The sequence below is a fragment of the Janthinobacterium glycogeni genome (genome assembly GCF_051380725.1).
Classification (GTDB): Bacteria; Pseudomonadota; Gammaproteobacteria; order Burkholderiales; family Burkholderiaceae_D; genus Janthinobacterium.
This window is the reverse complement of the sequence record NZ_JBNYXP010000027.1, coordinates 1-5,020: the sequence shown is the minus strand read 5'-3', so window position 1 is coordinate 5,020 and position 5,020 is coordinate 1. Positions and strand designations below refer to the sequence as shown.

At 61.0% G+C, this 5,020-nt stretch carries 3 protein-coding genes and 1 other RNA gene; 1 reads left to right on the top strand and 3 read right to left on the bottom strand.

Features of this window, described 5'->3' with window-relative positions:
• From dnaX to ubiD, 3 genes are all read right to left on the bottom strand, one after another.
• On the bottom strand, window positions 1–1,312 hold a 1,312-nt coding region (gene dnaX / locus ACQ4W4_RS27490), incomplete at its 3' end, for a DNA polymerase III subunit gamma/tau (protein WP_436544659.1).
• 238 nt (window positions 1,313–1,550) lie between these two features.
• An RNA gene (ffs, locus tag ACQ4W4_RS27485) (signal recognition particle sRNA small type) lies at window positions 1,551–1,649 on the bottom strand.
• 282 nt (window positions 1,650–1,931) lie between these two features.
• Window positions 1,932–3,416, bottom strand: coding sequence for a 4-hydroxy-3-polyprenylbenzoate decarboxylase (gene ubiD / locus ACQ4W4_RS27480; protein ID WP_409026885.1), 1,485 nt, complete (start codon window positions 3,414–3,416; stop codon window positions 1,932–1,934).
• A 587-nt stretch (window positions 3,417–4,003) separates the two neighbouring features.
• On the opposite strand from ubiD, the gene ACQ4W4_RS27475 reads away from it, so the two are divergent.
• Window positions 4,004–4,813 (top strand): transglycosylase SLT domain-containing protein, encoded by an 810-nt coding sequence (locus ACQ4W4_RS27475; RefSeq protein WP_436544658.1) that lies wholly within the window; start codon window positions 4,004–4,006, stop codon window positions 4,811–4,813.
• Window positions 4,814–5,020: the final 207 nt, after the last annotated feature.

Here is a 5,020-nt window from a genome sequence, read left to right as displayed (position 1 = left end):
GTGGCGGCGGCGCTTCGCTGCGCGCCATGCTGGCGGCGGCAGCGGCGACAACGGCGGGCGGTGTCACGGCGGCATGGCTGGCCACGCTGTTCGTGGCGGCGCGGGCGGCCGGTGCGGAAGCGCCAGCGGCGGCGCGCGCGGCGGCCACGGCGGCGGGACGGTTGCCCGGAGCCGACGCAGGCGCGGCAGCCGGTACGCCATCGGCGCCGCCTATGCCGGGCCGAAAGGCCAGCATGCGCAGCAAGGTCATGGTAAAGCCGGCGTATTCGTCGGGCGCCAGGCCCAGTTCATTGCGGCCATGCACGGCGATCTGGTAAAACAGCTGCACTTCTTCCGCGTCAAACGCGGCCGCCAGACGCACGATATCCGCATATTCCGGCAAATCCTGCGGCAAGGCGGCGGGCACGGTTTGCGCCAGCGCAATGCGGTGCAGCAAGGTGCCCAGATCCTGCAGGGCGCCGTTATACGACAGGCTGCGCGAGGCCATTTCGTCGGCCACGGCCAGCAGATCGGCGCCATCCTGCTGCGCCAGCGCGTCGAGCAGGCGCACCAGATACGACTGGTCGAGCGCGCCCAGCATGCCCTGCACGGCATCTAAAGTTACTTCGCCGGCCGCATACGCGATGGCCTGGTCCGTCAGCGACAGCGCATCGCGCATGGAGCCGTGGGCGCCCTGGGCCAGCAGGCGCAAGGCCGGCTGTTCGAAGGCGATGCCCTCTTGCCCCAGGATATTGTCCAGGTGGCTGATGATGTGGCCGGGCGGCATCTGCTTGAGGTTGAACTGCAGGCAGCGCGACAGCACGGTCACGGGAATCTTTTGCGGGTCCGTCGTGGCCAGGATGAACTTGACGTGCTCGGGTGGCTCTTCCAGCGTTTTCAGCATGGAATTGAACGCATGGTTCGTCAGCATGTGCACCTCATCGATCATATAGACCTTGAAGCGCGCATTGCTTGGCGCGTAGACCGCCTGCTCCAGCAGTTGCGCCATTTCATCGACGCCGCGGTTCGACGCCGCATCCATCTCGATATAGTCGACAAAGCGTCCCGCATCGATTGCCGTGCACGCTTCGCAGACGCCGCAAGGCTGGGCCGTGATGCCGCCCGTGCCGTCGGGGCCGATGCAATTGAGCGACTTGGCCAGGATGCGCGACAGGGTCGTCTTGCCGACGCCGCGCGTACCCGTGAACAGGTAGGCGTGATGCAATCGGCCGCTGTGCAAGGCATGCGTGAGCGCGCGCACGACGTGCTCCTGGCCGACGAGCGTCTCGAAATTCTTGGGGCGGTATTTACGGGCGAGGACTTGATAGGACATGCTGAGATTTTACCATGCGATTTTGCGGGTGATCCTGCGCGGCGGGCGCAAGCCTCATGGCCGGGCCAGGCAAACCTGGCAAACGCGGCAAAGCAGCAATTGTATAACATGGCCAGCTGGAAATATGGAAAACACGGCAAGCCCGGCAATGCCGCAACCCGGCAAGAAAACGGAACCGCAAAAGCAAAAAAGCTGCCCATGGCAGCTTGATTGTCGATACTGATAAAACATTCCCGAAGGAGGCGAGCCTGATCTGCGGCACTCATGGTTAATAGCCGTGGCTGCTTCGTTCCCGACCTGACCAGGTTAGCCATGCCACGATGCGCAGGGGCCCGCCGGGGACAATTATAACCGGTCTGCGCAGAATTGGGGAAGCAAGCTGAAATCCGGGGTCAGACCCCCGGTCAAGTTGGCAATGACCTTTGCGTCAGCGGTGTTGAGGGCCTGACCCCAGCGGCCCTACAAACCCAGGCGTAGGTCGGCTTAGGCCGCAGGCCGTAAGCCGACACTGCTGAGCACGCGGCCGACACTGCCGGGTACGCAGATCGTGAACATGCAAGCGCCGCAACGTCGGCTTACGCGCAAGCGCTAACCCGACCTACCCCGACCGACCTAATACCTACAAACCCAGCTCTTGCCAGATGCCATCCACCCTGGCCTTCACTTCCGGCGTCATGGCGATCGTCGTGCCCCACTCGCGCGTCGTTTCACCCGGCCATTTATTCGTCGCATCGATGCCCATCTTGCTGCCCAGACCACTGACCGGCGAGGCGAAGTCCAGGTAGTCGATGGGCGTGTTGTCGACCAGGGTGGTGTCGCGAATCGGGTCGACCCGCGTCGTGATGGCCCAGATGACTTCTTTCCAGTCGCGGATGTTCACGTCTTCGTCGACGACGACGATGAACTTGGTATACATGAACTGGCGCAGGAAGCTCCACACGCCGAACATCACGCGCTTGGCGTGGCCCGCGTACTGCTTCTTGATCTGCACCACGGCCATGCGGTAGCTGCAGCCTTCGGGCGGCAGATAGAAATCCGTGATTTCGCTGAACTGCTTTTGCAGCAGCGGCACGAACACTTCGTTCAGGGCCAGGCCCAGCACGGCCGGCTCGTCCGGCGGTTTGCCTGTATAGGTGGAGTGGTAGATGGGGTCCCGGCGCATGGTGATGCGGTCGATCGTAAACACGGGGAAACTGTCCTGCTCATTATAGTAGCCCGTGTGGTCGCCATACGGCCCTTCCAGCGCGTGCTCGTAGCCGCTCGGATGGTTTTCGTCCGGGTAGATATGACCTTCGAGCACGATTTCGGCCGACGCGGGCACGCGCAGCTCGCTGCCGATGGCTTTCACCAGCTCCGTGCGGCTGCCGCGCAGCAAGCCGGCGAACTGGTATTCGGACAGGCTGTCCGGCACCGGCGTGACGGCCCCTAATATAGTAGCGGGATCGGCGCCGAGCGCGACGGCGATCGGATACGGCTTGCCCTTGCTCTGGATCGCATGCTCGCGGAAGTCCAGCGCCCCGCCCCGGTGCGCCAGCCAGCGCATGATGACCTTGTTGCGCCCCAGTACCTGCTGGCGGTAGATGCCCAGGTTTTGCCGCTTCTTGTTCGGGCCCTTGGTGATCACCAGGCCCCAGGTAATCAGCGGGGCGACGTCGCCGGGCCAGCAATGCTGGATCGGCAGGCGCGCCAGGTCGACGTCGTTACCTTCCCAGACGATTTCCTGGCACTTCGCGCCGCGCAATTCCTTCGGCGACATGTCCCACACGGATTTCACCAGCGAACCGAGACCCAGCAGATCCTTGAAATCCTTCGGCGGCTCCGGCTCCTTCAGCCGCGCGAGAACATGGCCGATCTTGCGCAATTCGCTGACGTCTTCCGCGCCCATGCCCAGCGCCACGCGGCGCGTGGTGCCGAACAGATTGCCCAGCACCGGCATGTCGTATCCCGTCGGATTGTTGAAGAGCAAGGCCGGCCCGCCTGCGCGCAGGGTGCGGTCGCACACTTCCGTCATCTCTAAAATCGGTGAAATGGGGGTCGAAATGGGCTTAAGTTCACCCATTTGTTGCATTTGAGAAATAAAATCTCGTAAATCTGAATATTTCATGTGTTTTTAATTTTTTTTGACGTCGGACGCCGTTGCTGAAGGATCTATGCCAAGTAATTGATTTTATTGGCTTTTGGCACAATGCAAGTCAAAAAGTAAGACATAAAAGTAATAAAGAAACGATTCGTTAGTATTGACTTGATATAAAACGGCTTCTACAATTCGCCCAACTTGAAAGAGCACGCCGGCCCAGAGCTTGATTTTAGCGTTTCTCTTTCATTCACGGAGTCGGGGCTCCACATGACATTTTAAGGAGTGTTTTCAAAAGGCGTCTGCCTTACCCCCGGTAAAAGTTGTATTGCGACTGATCCAATACCAAAAACGGGACCGATCAGCTCAAGCAAGCAATGACGGCGTTTCTCGCACGCATACATACGCGGCGGAAACGATGATATTTCTGATGCACGGCATTGGCAGTACCCACAACACCGCGAGACCGCGGAGGGACTGCCTGTTGACGCGACATTTCGGGGAACTCTATGACTCATCGTAGCACTGAAGCAGCCTTGCCTGCTTCAACCGTGGCTGGCCAGCCAGCGTTGGCGCGTTTGCGCGCCCGCGCACAAGCCATTTCGGCACGTGGTGTTTTGACCACCGCGCAACACACACTGACAGTCTTCGGCATTTCCGCCCTGGCACTGATCGCCCTGCTGATGTTCCGCCCGGACCTGGGCAAGCAACTGACGCACAGCCTGTTCCCGCTGCCGATGGCAGAGGCGCAAGCCGTTGAAGCACCGGCCCTGTCGGCACTGATGGAAGCGCCTGCTTCCGTGCAAACGGCCGCCGCCAGCGAGGCACCGCTGACCAAGGAAGAAAAAGCCTTGCTGGGCACGCAAAAGCAGCAGCAATGGGTCACCAACTGGCTCTCCAAGCGCTACCGCGTGGCCAACGACGCGACCAATATGCTCGTGTCGACGGCGTACCTGACGGCGCGCGAAATCAAGCTGGACCCGCTGCTGATCCTGGCCGTGATGGCCATCGAATCGGGCTTGAACCCGTTCGCGGAAAGCCCCGTCGGCGCGCAAGGCTTGATGCAAGTCATGTCGAAAGTGCACCATGAGCGCTTCCAGGAAATGGGCGGCGTGCAAGCGGCGCTGAACCCGGTCGCCAACATCCGCGTCGGCTCCCTGATCCTGAAAGACTACGTCACGCGTGGCGGTTCCGTCGAGGCCGGCTTGAAAACCTATGTGGGCGCCGCCAACTTCGCCACCGACTCGGGCTACGGCTCGCGCGTGCTGGCCGAATACCGCCGCCTGAAACAAGTGTCGGCCGGCCAGCGCGTGCCGACGACGACGCCGGTGATGGCGTCGAACACGCCGGCACCGGTCAAGGCGCCGGCAGCGGAAAGCGGCATCACCATCAAAGTATTACCCCACAACGAGATCGCCGGCCTGTGACCCTTTAAAAGCCCTCACAGGGGCATCCGAAAAGCAGCATCCAGTAAAAAAGCCACCGGCACTTGCGTGCGGTGGCTTTTTTATTGCCCTTGACCCGTCCTGGAATAAGTTGACACTTTTTCGTTACAGAGAAGGAGTGTCCGATGGAACAAGGGTTTCGACGCAGTCAGCGAGATTACAGCCTGGCTTTTAAATTGAGCGTTGTCG

Coding starts and splice junctions, on each gene's coding strand:
- ubiD (WP_409026885.1), bottom strand. CDS start 3,416: ATGAAATATTCAGATTTACGAGATTTTATTTCTCAAATGCAACAAATG.